The sequence below is a fragment of the Azospirillum baldaniorum genome (assembly GCF_003119195.2).
In the GTDB taxonomy this organism is placed as follows: Bacteria; Pseudomonadota; Alphaproteobacteria; order Azospirillales; family Azospirillaceae; genus Azospirillum; species Azospirillum baldaniorum.
In genome coordinates this window covers 1,829,408-1,848,492 of the sequence record NZ_CP022253.1, presented here as the reverse complement: position 1 = coordinate 1,848,492, position 19,085 = coordinate 1,829,408, and the positions used below count along the sequence as shown (strand labels likewise).

Annotated in this window: 18 protein-coding genes; 9 read left to right on the top strand and 9 right to left on the bottom strand. The window is 68.0% G+C overall.

The genetic code is table 11. From position 1 onward, the window contains the following. Positions 1-105 precede the first annotated feature (105 nt). The 7 genes from Sp245p_RS08710 to Sp245p_RS08680 all read left to right on the top strand — a co-directional run bounded on the left by Sp245p_RS08710 (position 106) and on the right by Sp245p_RS08680 (position 6,325). Complete coding sequence (locus tag Sp245p_RS08710; protein WP_014240398.1) at positions 106-579, top strand: MarR family winged helix-turn-helix transcriptional regulator; 474 nt, start codon at positions 106-108, stop codon at positions 577-579. A 331-nt stretch (positions 580-910) separates the two neighbouring features. After that, positions 911-1,666, top strand: a complete 756-nt coding sequence (locus Sp245p_RS08705) for an ABC transporter ATP-binding protein (RefSeq protein WP_014240399.1) — start codon at positions 911-913, stop codon at positions 1,664-1,666. Further along, on the top strand, positions 1,659-2,381 hold the full coding sequence (locus Sp245p_RS08700; protein WP_038527748.1) for an ABC transporter ATP-binding protein: 723 nt from the start codon (positions 1,659-1,661) through the stop codon (positions 2,379-2,381). Before Sp245p_RS08705 ends, Sp245p_RS08700 begins: the two co-directional genes overlap by 8 nt. Before the next feature lie 43 nt (positions 2,382-2,424). Further along, the gene (locus Sp245p_RS08695) at positions 2,425-3,639 is read left to right on the top strand and encodes an ABC transporter substrate-binding protein (protein WP_038527750.1); all 1,215 of its coding nucleotides are present in this window, start codon (positions 2,425-2,427) and stop codon (positions 3,637-3,639) included. A gap of 94 nt (positions 3,640-3,733) precedes the next feature. After that, a complete protein-coding gene (locus tag Sp245p_RS08690) occupies positions 3,734-4,621 on the top strand; it encodes a branched-chain amino acid ABC transporter permease (protein WP_109138461.1) in 888 nt (295 codons plus the stop codon). A 3-nt stretch (positions 4,622-4,624) separates the two neighbouring features. Further along, positions 4,625-5,608 (top strand): branched-chain amino acid ABC transporter permease, encoded by a 984-nt coding sequence (locus Sp245p_RS08685; protein WP_014240402.1) that lies wholly within the window; start codon positions 4,625-4,627, stop codon positions 5,606-5,608. A gap of 39 nt (positions 5,609-5,647) precedes the next feature. Continuing rightward, complete coding sequence (locus Sp245p_RS08680; RefSeq protein ID WP_041811052.1) at positions 5,648-6,325, top strand: L-2-amino-thiazoline-4-carboxylic acid hydrolase; 678 nt, start codon at positions 5,648-5,650, stop codon at positions 6,323-6,325. A gap of 51 nt (positions 6,326-6,376) precedes the next feature. Here the strand turns inward: Sp245p_RS08680 and ald are convergent, their stop codons facing one another. Further along, the gene (ald, locus tag Sp245p_RS08675) at positions 6,377-7,495 is read right to left on the bottom strand and encodes an alanine dehydrogenase (RefSeq protein ID WP_014240405.1); all 1,119 of its coding nucleotides are present in this window, start codon (positions 7,493-7,495) and stop codon (positions 6,377-6,379) included. Positions 7,496-7,860: 365 nt separating this feature from the next. On the opposite strand from ald, the gene Sp245p_RS08670 reads away from it, so the two are divergent. Beyond that, positions 7,861-8,427: a phasin family protein gene (locus Sp245p_RS08670; RefSeq protein WP_014240407.1), complete on the top strand. Its 567-nt coding sequence runs from the start codon at positions 7,861-7,863 to the stop codon at positions 8,425-8,427. 79 nt (positions 8,428-8,506) lie between these two features. On the opposite strand, the gene Sp245p_RS08665 is transcribed toward Sp245p_RS08670, so the two are convergent. Further along, positions 8,507-10,042 carry a bifunctional metallophosphatase/5'-nucleotidase gene (locus Sp245p_RS08665; protein ID WP_109138460.1) on the bottom strand — a complete coding sequence of 512 codons (1,536 nt, stop codon included), beginning with the start codon at positions 10,040-10,042 and terminating at the stop codon, positions 8,507-8,509. A gap of 155 nt (positions 10,043-10,197) precedes the next feature. Between Sp245p_RS08665 and Sp245p_RS08660 the strand changes: the two genes are divergently transcribed. Continuing rightward, positions 10,198-10,911, top strand: coding sequence for a type 1 glutamine amidotransferase (locus Sp245p_RS08660; RefSeq protein WP_014240408.1), 714 nt, complete (start codon positions 10,198-10,200; stop codon positions 10,909-10,911). A 3-nt stretch (positions 10,912-10,914) separates the two neighbouring features. On the opposite strand, the gene Sp245p_RS08655 is transcribed toward Sp245p_RS08660, so the two are convergent. The 7 genes from Sp245p_RS08655 to Sp245p_RS08625 all read right to left on the bottom strand — a co-directional run bounded on the left by Sp245p_RS08655 (position 10,915) and on the right by Sp245p_RS08625 (position 19,080). Next, positions 10,915-12,525 (bottom strand): NTP transferase domain-containing protein, encoded by a 1,611-nt coding sequence (locus tag Sp245p_RS08655; protein ID WP_014240409.1) that lies wholly within the window; start codon positions 12,523-12,525, stop codon positions 10,915-10,917. Positions 12,526-12,540: 15 nt separating this feature from the next. Further along, a complete protein-coding gene (locus tag Sp245p_RS08650; protein WP_014240410.1) occupies positions 12,541-13,257 on the bottom strand; it encodes an XdhC family protein in 717 nt (238 codons plus the stop codon). Continuing rightward, the gene (locus Sp245p_RS08645) at positions 13,254-13,568 is read right to left on the bottom strand and encodes an XdhC family protein (protein WP_014240411.1); all 315 of its coding nucleotides are present in this window, start codon (positions 13,566-13,568) and stop codon (positions 13,254-13,256) included. The genes Sp245p_RS08650 and Sp245p_RS08645 overlap by 4 nt, the downstream gene beginning before the upstream one ends. Further along, entirely contained in the window at positions 13,565-14,764 is a 1,200-nt protein-coding gene (locus Sp245p_RS08640) for a vWA domain-containing protein (protein WP_014240412.1), read from the bottom strand. Before Sp245p_RS08640 ends, Sp245p_RS08645 begins: the two co-directional genes overlap by 4 nt. Positions 14,765-14,785: 21 nt before the next feature. Further along, positions 14,786-15,709, bottom strand: coding sequence for an AAA family ATPase (locus Sp245p_RS08635; protein WP_109138459.1), 924 nt, complete (start codon positions 15,707-15,709; stop codon positions 14,786-14,788). A gap of 170 nt (positions 15,710-15,879) precedes the next feature. Continuing rightward, on the bottom strand, positions 15,880-16,674 hold the full coding sequence (locus Sp245p_RS08630) for an FAD binding domain-containing protein (RefSeq protein ID WP_014240413.1): 795 nt from the start codon (positions 16,672-16,674) through the stop codon (positions 15,880-15,882). 15 nt (positions 16,675-16,689) lie between these two features. After that, the gene (locus tag Sp245p_RS08625) at positions 16,690-19,080 is read right to left on the bottom strand and encodes a xanthine dehydrogenase family protein molybdopterin-binding subunit (protein WP_014240414.1); all 2,391 of its coding nucleotides are present in this window, start codon (positions 19,078-19,080) and stop codon (positions 16,690-16,692) included. Positions 19,081-19,085 lie beyond the last annotated feature (5 nt).

Below are 19,085 nucleotides of genomic sequence, written 5' to 3'. Positions count from 1 at the left end.
GCATTATTGAGGTGATTGCCGGACAATGATCGGTTAATCTCCGCTTAAGGACCCCGGAAAGGCCACAGGTCGGCCCATGTCCGGTACGAGCCAAAGGAGACCGCGGTGCGCAAACCCTATTATGAAAGCATCCTCTTGATCGAACGGCTTCACCGCCACTTTCTCGAGGTGCTGAAGACCGAGCTTGACCGGCTCGGTATCCAGGACATCAACAACGTCCAGAGCCTGATCCTCTACAACATCGGCGAAGACGAGATGACCGTCGGCGAGCTTACGGCGCGCGGCTATTATCTCGGCTCCAACGTGTCCTACAACGTGAAGAAGATGGTCGAGAACGGCTATCTCGGGCAGGAGCGTTCGCCGCACGACCGCCGGTCGGTGCGCGTCCGCCTGTCGGAGAAGGGCCTCGATCTGCGCGAGAAGATCAGCCGCATGTTCGAGCGCCATCTGACGGCTCTGGAGAAGGCCGGCTTCAGCGACGAGGAACTGGTCAAGGCGAACGAGACCCTGCGCAAGCTCGAACGCTTCTGGTCCGCGTCGCTCGACTACAGCGGCTTTCCGCTGACCTCGGCGGCCTGATCCGCGGCTGCCTGAGTCGTATCGGTACCGCGGTTTCCGGCTCCTGCGTCGAAAGAGAAAGGCACGCCTCCGGCCTCGGGTCCGGGGGCGTGCCGCGAGTCGGTGTGCGGCCCTGCGTGGCCGCTTTTTTCATGCCCGCGTTTCGGCCTCCCATAGATCCTTTTTGCCGGCGGTTTTGCCGTCCGGTCATGCTTTGTCACGTCTTCGATGCTTCCGGATGGACGGGATTAAGTTCTTTCCGTAAGCTGTACGTGTGACAGATTGCTGATAACCTGAACCAAACAACAGGCGGTCTCGCGGAAGGCTGCTGAAAACAGGGAATGGGGAGGATATGGCAAGTGACGTCATTCTGGAGACGCGCGGACTGACCAAGGAATTCCGGGGCTTCGTCGCCGTCCGCGACGTCAGCCTGCGGGTGAAACGGGGGTCCATCCATGCGCTGATCGGTCCCAACGGGGCCGGAAAAACGACCGTTTTCAATCTGCTCACCAAGTTTCTTCAACCCAGCACCGGAAACATCCTGTTCAACGGGCGCGACATCACGGCGGTAAAGCCGGCGGACGTGGCGCGCCTGGGCATCATCCGCTCCTTCCAGATTTCTGCGGTGTTCCCGCATCTGTCGGTTCTGGAGAATGTGCGCGTCGGGCTGCAACGGCCGCTCGGCAACTCCTTCCACTTCTGGACATCGGAATCGGTGCTCGACCGGCTGAACGGGCGGGCGATGGAACTGCTGGAGGATGTCGGGCTGGCTGGCTACGCCCACCGGCCGGCGGCGGAGCTTCCCTATGGTCGCAAGCGGGCGCTGGAGATCGCCACGACGCTGGCCCTGGAGCCGGAGATGCTGCTGCTGGACGAGCCGATGGCCGGCATGGGGCACGAGGACATCGACCGCATCGCCGCGCTGATCAAGCGGGTCTCGGCCAACCGCACGATCCTGATGGTGGAGCACAACCTGTCCGTGGTTTCCAACCTGTCGGACTGGATCACCGTGCTGGCCCGCGGCGAGGTCCTGGCCGAAGGCCCCTACGCCGAGGTGTCGCGCCATCCGAAGGTGCGGGAAGCCTATATGGGGAGCGGTCATGCCTGACGGCGCAACGGTGAGGACCGCGATGCTGGAGGTTTCCGATCTCCAGGCCTTCTACGGCGAAAGCCACGTCCTGCACGGGGTGAACCTGGAGGTCCGCCAGGGTGAGGTGGTGACCCTGCTGGGCCGCAACGGCGCCGGCAAGACGACCACCATGCGCTCGATCATGGGCATCGTCGGCAAGCGCACCGGCTCCATCCGATTTCAGGGGCAGGAACTGATCGGCATGGCGCCGCACAAGATCCCGCGCCTCGGCATCGGCTATGTGCCGGAGGAGCGCGGGATCTTCGCCTCGCTCAACGTCGAGGAAAACCTGACGCTGCCACCCGTCGTGAAGGATGGCGGCATGACGGTCCAGCAGATTTACGAGCTGTTCCCCAACCTTCAGGGCCGGGGCTCGACCCAGGGCACCCGCCTGTCGGGCGGGGAGCAGCAGATGCTGGCCATCGCGCGCATCCTGCGCACCGGCGCCACCATGATCCTTCTCGACGAGCCGACGGAAGGGCTGGCCCCGGTGATCATCGAGCAGATCGGGGTGGCCGTCCGCAAGCTGAAGCAGCGCGGCTTCACCGTCCTGCTGGTCGAGCAGAACTTCCGCTTCGCCGCCACCATCGCCGACCGCCATTACATGATGGAGGAAGGCCGCGTGATGGACATGATCCCGAACAACCAGCTCGCCGCCAACATGGAGAAGCTGCACACGTATCTGGGTGTCTGAATCAACAAGCAGAAACGCTCGAATTCGAACGGGGAGGAATGGAATGATTGCACGTCTGCTTGCCGGAGCGGCGCTCGCCGCGCTGGCCGTCGGTTCCGCGCAGGCCCAGCAGGGCAAGATCTCCGGCGACGTTGTGAAGATCGGCGTCCTCAACGACCGCTCCGGCCTCTATGCCGATTTGGGCGGCGAGGGCTCGGTGGTCGCCGTCCGCATGGCGGTCGAGGAGGTGGGCGGCAAGATCCTGGGCAAGCCCATCGAAGTGATCGCCGCCGACCACCAGAACAAACCGGACATCGGCTCCAACCTCTCCCGCGAATGGATCGACCGCGACGGGGTGGACGTCATCGTCGACGTGCCGAACTCCGGCGTCGCCCTGGCGGTGCAGGAGGTGACGCGCGAGAAGAAGACGATCTTCCTGATGCAGGGGCCGGCGACCTCGCGCCTGACCGGCGACGCCTGCTCGCCCACCGGCTTCCACTGGGCCTACGACACCCGCGCTCTGGCCGTCGGCACCGGTCAGGCCATCGTGAAGGAGGGCGGCAAGAGCTGGTTCTTCCTGACCGCCGACTACGCCTTCGGCCACCAGCTTGAAACCGACACGGCCGCACAGGTGAAGAAGGCCGGCGGCACGGTCGTGGGGGCGGTCCGCGCGCCGCTGAACACGGCGGACTTCTCCTCCTTCCTGCTGCAGGCGCAGTCGTCGGGCGCGCAGGTCATCGGCCTCGCCAACGCCGGCGGCGACACCATCACCTCGATCAAGCAGGCGTCGGAGTTCGGCCTGACGCAGAGCGGGCAACAGAAGCTGGCCGGGCTGCTGATCTTCCTGTCGGATGTGCACGCTCTGGGGCTCCAGGTCGCCCAGGACCTCGTCCTGACCACCGGCTTCTACTGGGACATGGACGACGAGAAGCGCGCCTGGTCGGAGAAGTACAAGGCGAAGACCGGTAAGATGCCGACCATGGTGCAGGCCGGCAGCTACTCCTCGGTGAAGCACTACCTGAAGGCCATCGAGGCGGCTGGGACCGACGACGGGCCGACCGTGGCCGCCAAGATGAAGGAGATGCCGGTCAACGACATGTTCGCCAAGAACGGCAAGATCCTGCCGAACGGGCGCATGGTCCACGACATGTATCTGGCCCGCGTGAAGAAGCCCAGCGAGTCCAAGGGGCCGTGGGATTATTACGAGATCATCCGCACCATCCCCGGCGACGAGGCCTTCGCCACCATGGCGGAGAGCGGCTGCAAGCTGCCGGGCTGATCCCCGCCCGCCCCGGCGTTCCGTCCGCCGCCGCGTGCGGGGACGGGCGCCGGGGCGGTCACCCGCCGCGCAGAACGGCCGGAGGCGAACCACAATGTCCACCATCTTCGGCATCCCGCCGCAGGCGCTGTTCGGGCAGCTTCTGCTGGGGCTGATCAACGGATCCTTCTACGCGCTGCTCAGCCTCGGGCTGGCGGTCATCTTCGGCATGCTCAACGTCATCAACTTCGCCCACGGCGCGCTCTACATGCTGGGGGCCTTCGTGGCGTGGCTGCTGCTGACCACGGCGGGGATCGGCTACTGGTGGGCGCTGCTTCTGGCGCCGCTGGTTGTCGGCGCCTTCGGCGTGGTGCTGGAAAAGACGCTGCTCAGCCGCCTCTACAAGCTCGACCATCTCTACGGGCTGTTGCTGACCTTCGGCCTCGCGCTGATCGTGGAGGGCGCCTTCCGCCACTTCTACGGCGTGTCGGGCCAGCCCTACCCGATCCCCGACCTGCTGCGCGGCGGTCAGAATCTGGGCTTCATGTTCCTGCCCAACTACCGCGGCTGGGTCGTCGTCGCCTCGCTGGTCGTCTGCCTCGCCACCTGGTACGCCATCGAGCGGACGAAGCTCGGCGCCTACCTGCGCGCCGCCACCGAGAATCCGGTTCTGGTCCAGGCCTTCGGCATCAATGTGCCGCTGATGATCACGGCCACCTACGGGTTCGGCGTGGCACTGGCCGGGGTGGCCGGCGTGCTGGCCGCCCCGATCTATCAGGTGTCGCCGCTGATGGGCTCCAACCTGATCATCGTCGTCTTCGCCGTGGTGGTGATCGGCGGCATGGGGTCGATTCTGGGGGCGGTGCTGACCGGATATGGTCTGGGCCTGTTGGAAGGTCTGACGAAGGTGTTCTATCCGGAGGCGTCCAACATCGTCGTCTTCGTCATCATGGCCGTGGTGCTGTTGATCAAGCCCGCCGGCCTGTTCGGGCGGGAGAGGTGACCCATGGCGACCGAAATCCACGCCGTCCGCCGCGAAACCGCGGCCCCCGCCACCGGACGACCGGCCATGCCGGGCCTGCTGGCCCTGGCCGTGCTGCTGCTGGTCCTGATCGCCGCGCCCTACGTGCTGTACCCCGTCTTCGTGATGAAGGTGCTGTGCTTCGCGTTGTTCGCCTGCGCCTTCAACCTGCTGATCGGCTTTGCCGGTCTGCTCAGCTTCGGCCACGCCGCCTTCTTCGGCGGGGCGGCCTACATCACCGCCCACACGGTGAAGGTCTGGGGGCTGCCGCCGGAACTCGGCATCCTGCTGGGAACGGCCTTCGCCGCGACGCTCGGTCTGGCCTTCGGTGCGCTGGCGATCCGCAGGCAGGGGATCTACTTCGCCATGATCACGCTGGCGCTGTCGCAGATGGTCTTCTTCATGGCGCTCCAGCTCAAGTTCACCGGCGGCGAGGACGGCATCCAGGCGGTACCGCGCGGGCATCTGTTCGGGGTGATCGACCTCAGCCAGTCGATGGCGATGTACTACACGGTGCTGGCGGTCTTCCTCTTCGGCTTTGCGGTGATCTGGCGCACCGTCCATTCGCCCTTCGGGCAAGTCTTGAAAGCGATCCGCGAGAACGAGCCGCGCGCCATCTCGCTCGGCTACCGCACCGACCATTACAAGCTGATGGCCTTCGTCCTGTCCGCCACGCTGGCCGGATTGGCCGGGGGCACCAAGGCGATCGTCTTCCAACTCGCCACCCTGACCGATGTGCAGTGGCAGATGTCCGGCGCGGTGGTGCTGATGACCCTGCTGGGCGGCATCGGGACGCTGTTCGGCCCGGTGGTCGGGGCGGCGCTGGTGGTGACGCTGGAGAATTATCTGGCGGCGAGCAACCTGCCGGTGCCGGTGGTGATCGGCGTCATCTTCGTCGCCTGCGTGCTGCTGTTCCGCCGCGGCATCGTCGGAGAGATCGCCGCCCGCTTCGGCGGAAAACGCCCGTGAGTCAGAAGAAAATTGCCGTTGTTCATTTGGGAGCGCCGAATGGTTGAGACGGTCCATCCATTTTATGAGGATCATCGCGGCGCGATGGAGGCCGCCATGCGCCATCGCCTCGACCTTGCCGAAGCGATGTTGGGCGAGCACGTTCATCCCTCCAGCATTGATGGAATCAAGCGGGAGGTGATGGACGAGTTCGCCATCGTGCTCACGCAAATGCCCTATGTCGGGGGCGCGGAGAGTCGCATGAGCGACTTCTTCATGCGTCTCCTCGGCTTCATGGCGATCAGCCGGGTGCTCCGGCGGCACGGCGTGCCGCTGTCCGTGATCGGCGACATCGAGCGGGACACCTACAAGGCCCAGCTGCTCACCGTGCCCGAAGCGGAACGCCTCGCCGCGGGGCGTCAATTCATGTCACCGGAGAATCAGGCGTTTCTCCGTGAACAGGCGGAGAAAAGCCATCAGGAGCAGTTTCCCGAAGATTTCGTCTACGACTTCGTCGAGCCGGGTCCAGGAGATCGTTTCGAGTTCGGCATCAACTACAAAGCCTGCGGTTTCTGCAAATTCGCGGCCCGCCATGGTGACAAGGACCTTCTGCCGAACATCTGCGGTCTTGATTTCGACGCCTACGCGACACGCGGCATCCATCTGGAAAGAACGCAAACCCTGGCCGGCGGCGCCAGCCACTGCGATTTCCGCTTCTCACGGCTCCGGTCGGCCTGAGTGCCCGCTTTCGAAGGGGGCGATCGCGGTCGCCCCCTCCGGGAACGGCATTCAAAGCCGCAGCGCTTCCTCCGCCGGCTGGTAACCCAGCCCCTGGGCATCGGCCACCGCCTTGCAGGTGACCGCCCCGGCGTGGATGTTCAGCCCCGCCCGCAGGTGCGGGTCGCGCGCCAGCGCCGCGCGGTAGCCCCGGTCGGCGAGCGCCAGCGTGAAGGGCAGGGTGGCGTTGTTCAACGCGAAGGTCGAGGTGCGCGCGACCGCCCCCGGCATGTTGGCGACGCAGTAATGGACCACCCCGTCCACCAGATAGGTCGGCTCGGCGTGGGTGGTCGGGTGCGAGGTCTCGAAGCAGCCGCCTTGGTCGATGGCGACGTCCACCACCACGGCACCCCGCCGCATCCGCTCCACCATCGCCCTGGTCACCAGCTTCGGCGCCTCGGCCCCCGGCACGAGGACCGCACCGATGACGAGGTCGGCGTCGAGCACATGCTCCTCGATCGTGTCGACCGTCGAATAGAGCGTCTGAAGCTTCGCGCCGAACTGCAGATCCAACTCCTTCAGGCGGGGCAGGGATTTGTCGATGACGATCACCTTCGCCTCCAGCCCCATGGCCATGCGGGCGGCGTTGGTGCCGACCACGCCGCCGCCCAGCACCACCACCTTGGCCGCCGGAACGCCGGGCACGCCGCCGAGCAGGACGCCGCGCCCGCCCTGCGCCTTCTCCAGGCAATGGGCGCCGGCCTGGACCGACATGCGGCCGGCCACCTCGCTCATCGGCGCCAGGAGCGGCAGGCCGCCGCGGGAATCCGTCACCGTCTCGTAGGCGATGGCGACGGCGCCGGAGTCCAGCAACAGCTTGGTCTGCTTCGGGTCGGGAGCGAGGTGCAGATAGGTGAACAGGATCTGCCCCCGGCGCAGCATCGCGCATTCCTGCGGCTGGGGCTCCTTCACCTTCACCACCATCTCCGCGCGGGCGAAGACGGTTGCGGCGTCCGGCACGATCTCCGCCCCGGCGGCTTCATAGTGCTCGTCGTCCAGCCCAATGGCGGCGCCGGCTCCCGCCTGCACCAGCACGCTGTGCCCGTGATGCGTCAGTTCACGAACCGAGGCCGGGGTCAGCCCGACGCGGTACTCATGGTTTTTGATTTCCGTCGGCACGCCGATGAGCATGGGCATCCTCCGCGGGTGGGCCGGTGCCGGACCAGGACGGGCAGCGCGCCGGCTCAGGATTTCTTACCTCAGAATTTGGGGTGTGCTCCGGCCATCCGCATCTCACTTGTGGTGCCGCTTGGTGATTTTCTTTGGATCAATTAAAACACTCCATGAAATTTGATGCAAAACTCAATGCAATAAATCATGGTGGAGACTTCTCTGTATCCGCAAAAAAGTAGGTAAGGTTAGTTTTTAGAGTTGTGGAACTATTCTTCGCCACCATGGTATATGGTTGCTTGTGTCGCACTGCACAAAAATCGCGACACTCAAGAAAAATGGGGGGAGCGTCCGATTCGGACGGAACGAAACCAGGAGCAAGGCAGATGGCTTCAGAGAAGGACGCGCAGACCATCGCGCGCGACACCGCCGCCAAAGGCCGGAATGTTGCCGAGGACACCACCCGCCGCATGGCGGAAACCGCCGCGGAAACGACCCAGCGCGGCGCCGATACGGCCAGCGACATGATGGGAAAGGCGACCCAGGTGGCTGGCCAAGTCGCTGGCCAGACCACCGATCAACTCAACCGCATGATGGGCCTGTCCGCACAAGCCCAAGGCGAGGTCGCCCAGCAAGCCCGCGAGAACATGGACGTCATGACGCAGTGCGGGTCCGTGCTGATGGACGGGATGCAGTCCATCATGCGCGAATGGATGGGCTTCGCCCAGGAGGCCATGGCCCGCAACGCCGAAGGCATCAATGCGATGATGCGCAGCCGGTCGGTCCAGGACCTCTACGCCGCGCAGAGCAGCATGGTCAAAGACGAGATGGAACTTCTGCTGAATCGCAGCGTCAAGGTGTCGGAGCTGTCGGCGAAAACCGCGAACGACGCGGTGCGGCGACTGAACGCGCGGGCCGAAGGGGCCGCGCGCCACGTGCGCCGCAGCGCCTGACGCTTCACCAACGATCCATCCTGGCCTTGCGCCCCCGGACCAGCCGGTCCAGGGGCGTTCTTTTTTGCGCGCGCTCCGGTCACTTCGCGACGATGCGGCCTTCGACCTTCGGGGCGACCGTCTTCTTCGTCTCCACGTAATCCATGACCATCGTCGCCATCAGCACGGCGCCGGAGGCGTCCACCACCGTCCGACCGCGGGTCAGCGCGGCGTAGCCGTCGCCGCCCTTCAGCATGTAGTCGTTGGTCGCCACGCGGTAGGTCCGGGCGGGGTCGAGCGGCTGGCCGTTCACCGTCACGCCGGTCACGCGTGTGCCCGACGGCAGTTTCGGGTCATAGGTGAAGGTCAGGCCCGACACCTGGGGGAAGCGCCCGGCCTTGTCCTCCACCTTCGACACGCCATGCTCCAGCGCGGCCAGCACGTCGGCGCCGGACAGCAGCGTCAGCACGGCGACATTGCCGAAGGGCATCTCCGCGAAGATGTCCTTGCGGGTCAACGAACTGCCCGCCGGGTGCAGCGTGTCGGCGCGGATGCCGCCGCCGTTGGTGATGGCGACATCGGCCTTCAGCCCGTCGCGCAGCGCGTCGGCGATCAGGTTGCCCATCGTCGTCTCCTGCGAACGGACGACGTCCTTGCGGCTGTCCAGGTCGGTTTCCGTCCGCCCGATCACCCCGGCCAGCGTGGCGTCGAGCTGGTCGATGTAGCGCTTGACCAAGGCCCCGACCTCGGCGTCCGGGGCCACCCCGGCGGTGGTGACGAAACGCCAGCTGGCGGGCGTGACGGTGGTGGCCGGTCCCTTGTCCGTGGCTTTGGTGCTGACCGCCAGATCGATGACGCCAAGATAATGACCGTCCGCCCCGGCCTTCAGGATCAGGGTCGATCCCTCGTAGAAGCTGATCGGGTCGTGGTCGTGGCCGCCCAGCACGAGGTCGATGCCCTTCACCTTGATGGCCAGTTCACGGTCCTCCGTGATGGTCTGGTGGGTCAGCGCCACGACGATGTTCGCCCCCGCGTCGCGCAGCGCCTTCACCGCCAGGGCCGCGGCGGCCTGCACGTTGGTGAAGGTGGCCTCCGCCCCGCCGCTGGACAGATGCGCGGTCTCCGGCGTCAGGACGCCGAGGAAGCCGACCTTGACGTCGCCGACCGTCTTCGTCCAGGTGGCGACCGAACCGGGAAACGGTTGGCCGTCCGGTCCGGCGATGTTGGTGCCGACCCAGGGGAACTTCGATTCGGCGATGCGGGCCTTCAGCACCTCCGTGCCGAAGTCGAACTCGTGATTCCCGAAACCGACGACGTCCACGCCCATGGCGTTGAACAGGTCGGGCATCTGCGCGCCCCGCGTCGTCCCGGAGAGCAGGGAGGGGGACAGGAAATCGCCGCCCACCGTCGTCAGCGTTCCGGCGCTGCGTTCCCGCTCCGTCTTCAGCACCGTCATCAGGGGGGCGAAGCCGCCGCGGCCCTTCACCGGGGAAATTTCGTAGATGTCGTTGAAGTGCAGGAAGGTCACCGTGCCGTTCTGCGCGGCGGCGGAGGTCGGGAACAGCAGGGTCGCGGGGACCAGCAGAGTGCCGGCAAGGGCGGCGGCCCCCGCCAACGTGCGAATCCGGGTCAGCATCGATCTCGTCTCCCTGGGGAAGTTGAAAGGCTTCCTTCGCGTCATCGCACTGTACGCCGTCCCGCGGCGCGGCGCATAGCCGCCTTGCACCGCTTGATTTCGCCGCTTCCGCCGCTCATGAACGGGGCATCCGCTTTCACCGACGTGGCCCCTCCATGCGCATCCTGGTCGTTCAGAACAACCGAAACGCCCCCGCCGGACTTGTTGGGGACGCGCTGACCGAGTTCGGCGCGACGCTGGTCACCGTCGCCGCGGACGAGGGGGAGGCGCTGCCCGCCACGCCGGAGGGCTATCACGGGCTGCTGGTCCTCGGCGGCCCGCAGGACGCCTGGAACGACGCGCAGGGGCCGCACTTTCCACAGGTCATGGACCTGATCCGCGCCTTCGCGGCGGAGGAGCGCCCGGTGATGGGCATCTGCCTGGGCGCGCAGTTGGCCGCCCGCGCCTTCGGTGCCCGCGTCTACCGCCATTCGGTGGCGGAGATCGGCGTGGGCGCGATCCGGCTGTTCAATGCCGCTTCGGACGATCCGCTGCTCGGCGGGCTGGCGCCGGAGCTGCACATGGTGCAGTGGCACTACGACACCTTCGAATTTCCCGAAGGTGCCGTCCCGTTGGCCTGGAGCGAAGCCTGCATGCGTCAGGCCTTCCGGCTCGGCCGCAGCCTCTACGCCTTCCAGTTCCACCCGGAGGCCGACGCCGCCATCGTCCGCGGCTGGGCGGAGAAGTTCGGCGTCGACTCGCGGGAGCGCAACCGGGCCGTCCTCGACGGGCTGGACGCCGCGCTGGAGCGGCACCTGCCCGCCGCCGAGACGGTCGCTCGGACGATCTCCCGCCGCTGGCTGGATCTGGTGATCGAACGGGCGGTCTGAGCTTTACCCGCGAAGCTCCGCCAGCAGTTCCGGCGTGTCCACGTCGTAGAGGATGCCGCCGTCCTCCACCGGCACCTCGACGACCTGATCGGCGTGGGTGGCCAGCAGGGCCTTGGCCCCGGCGTCGCCGGAGAGCTTCGCCATCTCCGCGAAGAAGCCGCGGTCCCACAGGACCGGGTTGCCGCGCTTGCCATGGACGGTCGGGACGCAGACGGTCCGGCCCTCCAGCGGGCCGTAGGCGGCGATCAGCCGGTCGATGGCCTGCGGCGTGACCCGTGGCATGTCGCCGAGGCACACCACCACCCCGTCGACATCCGCCGGCAGGGCGGCCAGCCCGGCGCGCAGCGAAGCGCTGAGCCCGTCGGCGAAGGACGGGTTGTGGACGATGGTCAGCGGCCGCCCGGCCAGCGGGGCGGACACCGCCTCCGCCATGTGGCCGGTCACCACCACCACCGGCTTGGCCTGCGAGGCCAGCACCGCTTCGACCGTGCGGACGACCAGAGGCTCACCCCCGACATCGGCGAGCAGCTTGTTGCTGCCGCCCATCCGGCTCGACCGTCCGGCGGCCAGAACCAGCGCGGCGATGCGCGGCGCGCGCGGCGGCTCCACCGCGACGGTGCCGGAACGGGGCAGGGGCCGGCTGGGAATCTCGGCCAGCAGGCCGCCGACGCCCATCCGCATCACGTCGGCCCGCGTCACTGGAATGTTGGCGGCGATGCGCTGGAGCACCCAATCGAAGCCGTTCAGCTTGGGCGACCGGGCGCAGCCGGGCAGGCCGAGCACCGGCGTCTCCCCGATATGCGCGATCAGCAGCAGATTGCCGGGGTCGACCGGCATGCCGAAATGCTCGATCACGCCGCCCGCCCGCTCGATGCCCGCGGGCAGCACGTCGCGCCGGTCGGTGATGGCCGAGGCCCCGGCGACCAGCAGCAGATCGACGCGTCCCGCCGCCGCGATGGCGTCGGCCAGCGCCGCCTCGCCGTGGTAGCAGCGCGAATCGCGGACCAGCCGTCCGCCCATCGCCTCCAGACGTTGCCGCGTCACGGCCACGGTCTTGTCGAGGACGCTGTCCTTCACGCCGGGCAGGCGGGTCTGGATCAGCGCGGCGGTCAGCGGACGGAAGGGGGCGACGCGCAGCGCCGGCATCCCGGCGGACGCCTCGACCTCCGCCCCCTCCACGGCGCCGCGGGGGGCGGCGAAGGGGATGATCTTGACCGTAGCGACCATCTGGCCGGGCTCGACCGGCGCGAAGGCGGGCAGGGTGGCGACCGTTACGCTTTCGTCGATGAGGTTCAGCGCGTTGATCCGTTCGACATCCGGAACGAACAGGCCGCGCGATTCCGCGAACAGGTTGACGCGGCCGGTGAAGGCGGCGCCGACGGTGATCTCCTGCCCCTTCAGGGCGGCGGCGATGCGGGCCGCCGCTGCGTCCTCGCCCACATCGTCAGGGCCGGGCTTGGCGACGGTCACCGTGGTGAGGCCGGCGTCGCGCAGCGCGGTCACGTCCTCGGCGCTGAGGACGCGGCCCTTCTTGAAGCTGACGGAGCCGCGGCGGACCGAATGCGCCAGGATGGCGCCCTCCAGCTCCCGCAGGGGCAGCGGGCCGAAAAACATGGTGATGAACTCCTGTCAGGCCGCGCCGGCCTTGCGCCGCACGGCGGTGATCTGGGCCATGACCGACAGGGCGATCTCCGCCGGGGTCACGGCGCCGATGTCCAGCCCGACCGGGGCGTGGATGCGCGCCAGTTCCGCGTCGGTCACGCCCTGCTCCTTCAGCCGCTCCAGCCGCTTGGCGTGGGTGCGCTTGCTGCCGAGCGACCCGACGTAGAAGGCCGGGGAGCGCAGCGCCACCAGCAGCGCCGGGTCGTCCAGCTTGGGGTCGTGGGTCAGGGTCACCACGGCGGTGCGGTTGTCGATCGTCAGCGCGGACAGCGCCTCGTCCGGCCAGGAATCGTGCAGGGCAACGCCGGGGAAGCGCGATTCCGTGGCGAAGGAGCCACGCGGGTCGATCACCGTGACGGCGTAGCCGGTCAGCGCGGCGAGGGGGGCCAACGCCTGGGCGATGTGCACGGCGCCGACCACCAGCAGGCGCAGCGGCGGGTTGTGGGTCTGGACGAACAGCTGGACGCCGTCCTCCTCGTCCTCCAGATCGCTGACGAGGCCGGAACGATCCTGGCGCAGCCGCTCCCGCACCTCCTCCAGAAGGTCGTCCTCCAGCCCGAAGCCGCCGTGGATGGCGTCCTCATAGACGAGAGTCTGCAGACCGGTGCCGAGGTCGGTGACCAGGGCCACGGGACGCCCGGCCTTGCGGGCGGCCAGCAGGCGTTCGGTGATGTCGCGCTTCATTCCACGGCCTCGACATAGACCTGCACCCGGCCGCCGCAGGCCAGCCCGACCTCCCAGGCCATTTCGTTGCTGACCCCGAACGAGATCATCCGGGGCTCGCCATCCTCCATGGTCTTGCGCGCCTCATGCACGACGGCCCCCTCGATGCAGCCGCCGGAGACCGAGCCGATCATCGAACCGGCGTCGTCCACCGCCATCTGGCTGCCCACCGGGCGGGGGGAGGATCCCCAGGTGGCGACCACCGTCGCCAGGGCCACCTTGCGGCCTTCCGCGCGCCAGACCGCGGCCTGCTCCAGAATATCGTCCTTCATGCGGCCTCCTTCAGCCACTTGCGCAGGCTTTCGGCCCGTCGCGGCCCGTCGCGGTTCAGCGCGTCGGCGAGCCCGGCCAGACTGTTCAGGTTGTGGACCGGGCGGAAGTCGTCCACATGCGGCAACAGGGCCCGGATACCGCTGGATTTTGGTGCGAACCCCTCCCACCGCAAGAGCGGGTTCAGCCAGACCAGACGGCGGCAGCTTTTGTGCAGCCGTTCGGCCTCCACCGCAAGCCCCTCGCCGGCATCCCGGTCCAGCCCGTCGGTGATGAGCAGAACCACCGCCCCCTGGCCGAGGACCCGGCGCGCCCAGGTCCGGTTGAAGGCGTGCAGCGCCGTCCCGATGCGCGTTCCTCCCGACCAGTCCGCCACCGCTGCCGACACGGCGTCCAGCGCCACGTCCACATCCTTGTGCCGCAGATGGCGGGTGATGTTGGTCAGGCGGGTGCCGAAGACGAAGCTGTGCACCCGGTCGCGGTCGTTGCTGACCGCGTGCATGAAATGCAGCAGCATCCGCGAATAGCGCGTCATGGAGCCGGAGATGTCGCACAGCACGACCAGCGGCGGCGGCCGCGTGCGGCGGCTGCGCCGCGCCAGATCGGCGAGATCGCCGCCGGAGCGCAGCATCCGCCGCAGCGTCGCCCGCGGGTCCACGCGTGGCCCCAGCGGGTCGGGGCGATGGCGGCGGGTCGTCACCTCGGCGACCGGCAGGGCGATGCGGGCGAGCATCCGTTTGGCCTCGGCCATCTCCGCCGCGGACATTTTCTCGAAATCCTTCTCCTGCAACCGTTCCTGGGCCGAAACGGTGAAGGCGGCGTCAACCTCGATCTCTGATTTCTCCGGCCCCTCGGCCTCCGGCGCGGTGCCGCGCAGCGCGTCGGCGACGCGGCGGGACAGCGGGTCCTGGCGGTCCGACGCCTCCGTGCGGATGGTCGGCAGCATCAGCCCCATCATCCGCTTCAGGATGTCCGGGTTGCGCCAGAAGACGTGGAAGGCCTGGTCGAAGACCTCGCGCTGGTCGCGCCGGTTCACGAAGACGGCGTGCAGCGCCCAGTAGAAGTCCGCCCGGTTGCCGATCCCCACCGCCTCGACCGCCTCGACGGCCTGAAGCAGCTTGCCCGGCCCGACCGGCAGCCCCGCCGCCCGCAGCGCGCGGGCGAAATGCATCAGGTTGATGGCGAGGCCGCCCTGCATGGTCGCTCACCGCTTTCAATTTTACCGGGCCGCGGAGGCGGCGAGTTCCGTCTTGACCTGGGCCAGGATGCGCGCGGCCTCGCTGCCCTGGATGCGGGCGATGTCGTCCTGGTACTTCAGCAGCGTGCCCAGCGTGTCGTTGATGACGGAGGGCTCCAGCTCCAGCTGGTTCAGTTCGACCAGGGCCTGCGCCCAGTCCAGCGTCTCGGCCACGCCCGGCGCCTTGTAGAGGTCCATCCCGCGCAGGCTTTGCACGACGCCGACGACCTGGGCGGCCAGCCGGGCGTCGGCGTTCGGTGCCTTCACCGCCAGGATGGCGCGCTCGCGCTCGGCGTTGGGGTAATCGACCCAGTGGTAGAAGCAGCGCCGCTTCAGCGCGTCGTGAATCTCGCGGGTGCGGTTGGAGGTCAGGATGACGATGGGCGGCTCCGGCGCGGTGACGGTGCCGAACTCGGGGATCGAGACCTGGAAGTCGGAGAGGATTTCGAGCAGATAGGCTTCGAACGGCTCGTCGGTGCGGTCCAGCTCGTCGATCAGCAGGACTGGCGCCCCGGCCGGATCGGGCTCCAGCGCCTGGAGCAGCGGCCGCTTGATGAGGAAGCGTTCGGAAAAGAGGTCGGCGGCGAGCGCGTCCCGGTCGCGGTCGCCCGACGCCTCGGCCAGCCGGATCTCCATCATCTGCCGGGCGTAGTTCCACTCATAGACCGCCGCGGCGACGTCCAGCCCCTCGTAGCATTGCAGCCGCAGCAGGCGCCGGCCCAGCGTGGCGGACAGCACCTTGGCAATCTCGGTCTTGCCGACCCCGGCCTCGCCCTCCAGAAACAGCGGACGCCGCAGCTTCAGCGCAAGGTACAGCGCCGTCGCCAACGAGCGGTCGGCGACGTAGTTCCCCCGCCGCAGCAGGTCCAGCGTGTCATCGACGGAAGCGGGGAGGGTGTTGGGCATGGTGGGCAGGGCGCCTTGCAGGGTGCGGTAACCCTCTCCCCTCTGGGGAGAGGGTGGCCCGGAGGGCCGGTGAGGGGGTTGCGCATGGCGGTATGTCCGGCACAAGCGCAACCCCCTCACCCTAACCCTCTCCCCGGAGGGGAGAGGGGACTTTCAAGGTGATGGGGCTTTTATCCACACGCCTCGACCGCGCGCCTTGCCATCACCCGCACCAGATGGGCGCGGTAGTCGGCGCTGGCGTGGATGTCGGCGTTCAGCCCGTCCGCCGACACCGACGCGCCGTTGAGGGCGTCGGCGCGGAAGTCCTGGGCCAGCGCCGCCTCCATGTCGTCGGCCCGGAAGACCGACGGACCCGCGCCGGTCACCGCCACGCGGACCTCGCTGCCGAACACGGCCACGAACACGCCGACGATGGCGTAGCGGCTGGCCGGGTTGCGGAACTTGGCGTAGGCGGCCTTGTCCGGTTTCTGGAAATGCACGGCGGTGACGATCTCGCCGGGCTCCAGCGCCGTCTCGAACATGCCGGTGAAGAAGTCGTCGCCGGCGATCTCCCGCCGGTCGGTCCGCACCGTGGCCTTCAGCGCGACGGCCGCAGCGGGGTAGTCGGCGGAGGGATCGGCGTTGCAGATCGACCCGCCGAGCGTGCCCATGTTGCGCACCTGCCGGTCGCCGATGCCCTCGGCGAGGCTGGCCAGCGCTGGGATGACCCGCTGCACCGTGTCGGAATGAGCGACCTGGGCGTGGCGGGTGAAGGCGCCGACGGTCAGGCCGCCGGCCTCCTCCCGGATGCCCTGAAGCTCCGGAATCTGGCCGAGGTCGATCAGGTCGCTCGGCCGGGCCAGACGCTGCTTGAGCGTCGGCAGGAGCGTCTGCCCGCCGCCCAGCAGCTTCGGGTCCTCGAACTGGCCGAGCAGGGCGACGGCGTCGGCGACGCTCTTGGGGCGGTGATAGGTGAAGGCGTACATGATGTCTCCTCCCTCTTACTCGGCCGCCTGGGCGGGGGTGTGGCGCCGGATCGCCTGCCAGACCCGCTCCGGGGTCGCCGGCATGTCGAGATGCGTGACGCCGTATTCGGACAGGGCGTGCACCACCGCGTTCATCACGGCGGCCGACGCTCCGATGGTCCCGGCCTCGCCGCAGCCCTTCACGCCCAGCGGGTTGTGGGTGCAGGGCTGGTCCTCGTGGTAGCGCACCGTGAAGGACGGCACGTCGTCCGCCCGCGGCATGCAATAGTCCATGTAGGAGCCGGTGATGAGCTGGCCCGAGTCCTCGTCATAGACGCAGTTCTCGTAGAGCGCCTGCCCGATGCCCTGGACCAGCCCGCCATGGACCTGCCCTTCGACGATCAGCGGGTTGATGACGCGCCCGAAATCGTCCACCGCGGCGAAGTTGACCACCTGCACCACGCCGGTGTCAGGGTCGATCTCCACCTCGCAGACGTGGCAGCCGTTGGGGTAGGTGAAGTTCTTCGGGTCGTAGAAGGCCTGTTCGTCCAGCCCCGGCTCCAGCTCGTCGAGCGGGAAGTTGTGCGGGACGTAGGCCTGCAGGGCGATGTCGCCGATGGTCAAAGCCTTGTCGGTCCCGGCCACCACGAAGCGCCCGTCTTTCACCTCGATGTCGGCCTCGGCGGCCTCCAGCATGTGGGCGGCGATCTTCTTGGCCTTGCGTTCCACCTTGTCCATCGCCTTGACGATGGCCGACCCGCCGACCGCCAGCGAGCGGGAGCCGTAGGTGCCCATGCCGAAGGGGATCTTGCTGGTATCGCCGTGGACGATCTCCACATTCTCGATGGGCACGCCGAAGCGCTCGGAGACGAGCTGCGCGAAGGTCGTCTCGTGCCCCTGCCCATGGCTGTGGGAGCCGGTGAAGACCGTAACCGAGCCGGTCGGATGGAAACGCACCTCCGCCGATTCGTAGAGCCCGGCCCGCGCGCCCAGCGCTCCGGCGACGTTGCTCGGCGCGATGCCGCAGGCCTCGATGTAGGTGGCGAAGCCGATGCCGCGCAGCTTGCCGCGCCGGGCGGATTCGGCCTTGCGCGCCGCGAAGCCGTCGTAGTCGACCAGCGGCAGGGCGATGTCGAGGTTCTTGGCGAAGTCGCCGGTGTCGTACTGGAGCGCCACCGGGGTCTGGTAGGGCATGGCGCTGGCCGGCACGAAGTTGCGGCGGCGCAACTCCGCCTTGTCGATGCCCGTCTCGGCGGCGGCGACCTCGACCAGCCGCTCGATCAGGTAACAGGCCTCCGGACGCCCGGCGCCGCGGTAGGCGTCCACCGGCACGGTGTTGGTGAAGACCGCTTTCACCTCGGCGTAGATCGCCGGGGTCTTGTACTGGCCGGCCAGCAGCGTGGCGTAGAGGTAGGTCGGGATCGACGGCGCGAAGGTCGACAGATAGGCGCCCATGTTGGCGATGGTCGCGACGCGCAGCGCCAGGAAGTTGCCGTCCTTGTCCATCGCCAGCTCGGCATGGCTGACATGGTCGCGGCCGTGGGCGTCGGTCAGGAAGCTCTCCGAGCGTTCGGCGGTCCACTTCACCGGGCGTCCGACCTTCTTCGCCGCCCAGGTGACGACGGCCTCCTCGCCGTAATGGAAGATCTTGGAGCCGAAGCCGCCGCCGACGTCGGGGGCGACGACGCGCAGCTTGTGCTCCGGGATGCCCAGGACGAAGGCGCCCATCAGCAGGCGGATGACGTGCGGATTCTGGCTGGTGGTGGTCAGCGTGTGCTCGCCGGTCGCCCGGTCGTACTCACCGAGCGCCGCCCGTGGCTCCATGGCGTTGGGGACGAGCCGCTGGTTGACCAGATCGAGCTTCGCCACGTGGGCAGCCTGCGAAAAGGCCGCGTCCACCGCCGCCGCGTCGCCGAGGTGCCAGTCGAAGCAGAGGTTGCCGCCGACGTCGTCGTGGACCAGCGGCGCGCCGCCCTCCAGCGCCTTCAGCGAGGTGACCGCCGCCGGCAGTTCCTCGTAATCGACCATGACCAGTTCGGCGGCGTCCTTCGCCTGCTCGCGCGTCTCGGCGATGACCACGGCGACGGCGTCGCCGACGTAGCGCGCGCGGTCGCGGGCGATCGGGAAGTGCGGCGGCTCCTTCATCGGGGAGCCGTCCTTGGAATGGATCTGCCAGCCGCAGGGCAGGCTGCCGACCTTGTCGGCCTCCATGTCGGCGCCGGTCAGCACGGCGATCACGCCGGGGGCCCGCATGGCCTCGGCCGCGTCGATGCCGGTGATGCGGGCGTGGGCGTAGGGGGACCGGACGAAGACCGCGTGGGTCTGGCCGGGCCGGTTGATGTCGTCGGTGTAGGTGCCGCGCCCAGTCAGGAAGCGCGCGTCCTCGCGCCGGCGCACGGAAGCGCCGATGCCGGTGGGGTTCGCCATCTTGG